This is a genomic window from Amaricoccus sp. (assembly GCF_017995835.1).
Classification (GTDB): Bacteria; Pseudomonadota; Alphaproteobacteria; order Rhodobacterales; family Rhodobacteraceae; genus Amaricoccus.
The window spans coordinates 1-3,233 of sequence record NZ_JAGOID010000188.1; the positions used below are offsets into that span (position 1 = coordinate 1).

4 protein-coding genes are annotated in these 3,233 nt (G+C 72.2%); all 4 read left to right on the top strand.

Annotated features, from left to right (window positions below; genetic code table 11):
• Window positions 1-693: FAD-binding oxidoreductase (locus KBA23_RS16440; RefSeq protein ID WP_290743258.1), on the top strand; the 693-nt coding region annotated here is incomplete at its 5' end.
• On the top strand, window positions 693-1,391 hold the full coding sequence (locus KBA23_RS16445) for an N-acetyltransferase (protein WP_290743261.1): 699 nt from the start codon (window positions 693-695) through the stop codon (window positions 1,389-1,391). The genes KBA23_RS16440 and KBA23_RS16445, both read left to right, overlap by 1 nt.
• Window positions 1,392-1,472: 81 nt before the next feature.
• Window positions 1,473-2,660 carry an MFS transporter gene (locus KBA23_RS16450; RefSeq protein ID WP_290743267.1) on the top strand — a complete coding sequence of 396 codons (1,188 nt, stop codon included), beginning with the start codon at window positions 1,473-1,475 and terminating at the stop codon, window positions 2,658-2,660.
• 109 nt (window positions 2,661-2,769) lie between these two features.
• On the top strand, window positions 2,770-3,233 hold a 464-nt coding region (locus KBA23_RS16455; RefSeq protein ID WP_290743264.1), incomplete at its 3' end, for a hypothetical protein.

A 3,233-nucleotide genomic window follows, 5' to 3' on the forward strand; every position in this document is an offset into this window, starting at 1 on the left:
GGCTTTCGGGCGCAGGCGCGCGCCGCCGGCGTTGCCTTCGCGCGGGATGAGGTGATCGGGCTGGGGTTGGCCGGGCCGCGGGTGGCAGAGGTTCGCCTCGCGTCGGGTGGCGCGCTCGCCTGTGGGGTCTTCGTCAATGCCGCCGGTGGCCAGGGCGCGGAAATCGCGGCGATGGCCGGCATCGTCCTGCCGATCGAGCGGCGCAAGCGCACGGTCTTTTCCTTCGCCTGCGCGGATCCGCCCAAGGGCCGCCCGCCGCTGATGATCGACCCGAGCGGCGTCTGGTGCCGGCCCGAGGGCGCGCTCTTCATCGCGGGGGCGGCGCCCGATCCCGACCCGGCCGCCGCGGCCGAGGATTTCGAACCCCGACACGCGGAATGGGAGGATATCGTCTGGCCCGCCCTCGCCGCGCGCTCGCCGAATTTCGAGGCATTGCGCCTCGGCCGCTTCTGGGCGGGGCACTATGACATGAACCTCTTTGATGCGAACGCGATCCTCGGTCCGCATCCGGAGATCGGCAACTTCCTGTTCGCCAACGGATTTTCCGGCCACGGTCTGCAACAGGCGCCGGCGGTCGGTCGAGGGCTGGCGGAAGTGATCGCGACCGGCGGCTACCAGAGCCTCGATCTCGGGCCGCTCGGTTTCGAGCGCATCGCCGCGGGTCGCCGCCAAACCGAACAGGTGGTGATCTGATGCGGGTTTTCGACGCTCTCACCGCCTGCTGGCCCGCCGCCGAGACCCGCCGTCTTGGATCCTGGACCCTGCGCCGGGGCGAGGGCGGCGGCGGGCGCGCCTCGGCGGCGACGCTTGACGGCGCCTTCGACGATCCGACCGAGGCGGAGGTCGCGATGCGCGCGATGGGCCAGCGGCCGCGCTTCCTGATCCGGCCGGACGAGGCGGCGCTCGACGCCGCGCTCGCCGCGCGCGGCTATGGCATCGAGGGGCCGAACTCGATCTTCGCCGCGCCCGCGGGTGAAATCGGCGGGACGGACCCCGACTGGGCGACGGTGCGCTGCGCCGCGCCGCTGGCGCGGATGGTCGAACTCTGGGCCGCGAACGGCATCGGCGCCGGACGGCTCGCCGTGATGGCGCGGGTGACCGAGCCGAAAATCTGGCTGCTGGTCCGCGACGGCGACAGGCCGGCGGGCTGCGCCTTCGCCGATATCCACGCCGGCGTCGCGATGCTGCATTCGGTGGTCATCGACCCGGCGTCGCGCCGCCGCGGCCTCGGCGCGCGCCTGGTCCGCGCGGCGGGACGCTGGGCCGCGGCCGAAGGCGCGTCGAGCCTCGCCCTCGCCGTCGGGCAGGCCAACGCGCCAGCCGTTGCCCTCTATCGGGGCCTTGGCATGACAGATGCCGGCGCCTACCACTATCGACTGGCGCCGGACTGAAGCGCGGCGCGAACGGGCCTGAACGGGAGAAGCGACATGACCGAGACGGCGGACCCGTCCGCGCCGGGGGCGACGGCCGGGATGCGCGCCGGTTTCGCCGCGCTGGTGTTCGGCTATGTGCTCAGCCAGTTCTACCGGGCGTTTCTCGCCGTGCTGGCGCCAATGCTGAAGCAGGACCTCGGCGCCACGCCCGAGGATCTGGCGCTCGCCTCCGGCCTCTGGTTCGCGGTCTTCGCCGCCATGCAGATCCCGGTCGGGCATCTGCTCGACGGGATCGGACCGCGGCGGACGGCGGGCTATCTCTTCATCCTGGGCGGCGCCGGTGGCGCGGCGGCCTTTGCGACCGCGACCTCGCCGCTGGCGATCGTGCTCGCCATGGCGCTGATCGGCATCGGCTGCGCGCCGATCCTGATGGCGTCGATCTATATCTTTGCGCGGGTCTATCCGCCGGCCATGTTCGCGAGCCTCGCCGGGCTCATGATCGGCATCGGCTCGGCCGGCAACCTCGCGGCGGCGGCGCCGCTGACCTGGGCCGCGGACGCGCTAGGTTGGCGCGCGGCGATCTGGATCGTCGCGGCCGCGACGCTCGCCGTCGGGCTCGCGCTGCTTGCCCTGATCCGGGACCCCGCGCCGGCTCCACCCGCGGAAGCGGACGGCGCGGGGTTCCTGCATCTGCTGACCCGGCCGGCGTTCCTCCTCATGGTGCCGTTGATGGCGGTCAGCTACGGACCGGCGGCGGGTATCCGCGGCCTCTGGGCCGGTCCCTATTTCGCCGATGTCTTCGGCCTCGGCCACGGGCGGATCGGTGTGCTGACGCTGTGGATGGCGGTCGCGATGGTGCTCGGCAACTTCGCCTACGGACCGCTCGACCGGCTGTTCGGCACACGGAAATGGGTGATCATCGGCGGCAATCTCGCCGTTGCCCTCTGCTTCGGGCTGCTCGCGCTCTGGCCGGACGGGAGCGTCGCGCGGTCGGCCCTGCTGCTTGCCGGGGTCGGGTTCTTCGGCGCTTCCTATCCGATGGTCCTGGCGCATGGGCGCGCGTTCTTCCCGCACCACCTCGCCGGCCGCGGCGTCACAATCGTCAATCTGATGGGCATCGGTGGCGCCGGCCTGCTGCAGATTGCGAGTGGACGCCTGTTCGCCGTGCTGGACGGCGCGCCGGACGCGGCGCCGGCGGCGGGCTACGCCGCGATCTTCCTCTTCTTCGCCGTGCTCGTCCTTATCGGGACGGTGATTTACATGCTGAGCCAGGACCGGCTAGACTAGCACCGAGACCGAGCGGCCTTTTCCCGGGCAGGGACGAAAGTCCTGTGCTTTATGGTTAATTGGCGTTAAGAATTCCAATAGCCAGCAGGGTGGACAGCCGGACCTCGAAATGACGCTCGCCGCGCCATCAAACGTCGCATTTCCGCGCAGCGTCGCGCGGCTGCGAGAGGCGCTGGCACCGGGGCGCGGGTCCGCCCTCCTGCTGCCGTCGCTGTCCGCGCTCGACTGGGTCATGACACTGCCGAACGCGGCGGCGCCGGGCTTCGTCTATCTTGGCGCCGCCTGCCGCGGTGTTCCGGTCGGTGGCGGGGGCCGCGACCTTGCCGAAGCCGGGGCGCGCCTCGCCGGAGAGGCGGCGGAGGTACTGGCCCAACTCGCCCCGCCCGCTCTGTTCGAGGGTCCGTCGGACCCGGCCATCGACCGCGACTGGACGGGCGGCGCGCGCGTGGCCCGTGTCGCGGCGGTCAATCTCACCCGCGGCCGGCGGGTCGCGGTGCCGGCGGCGGCCATCCACATTCGCCCCGCGCTCGACGCGGATCTCGGCGCCGAGGCGCCGCCGCGCAGCCTGGGGCT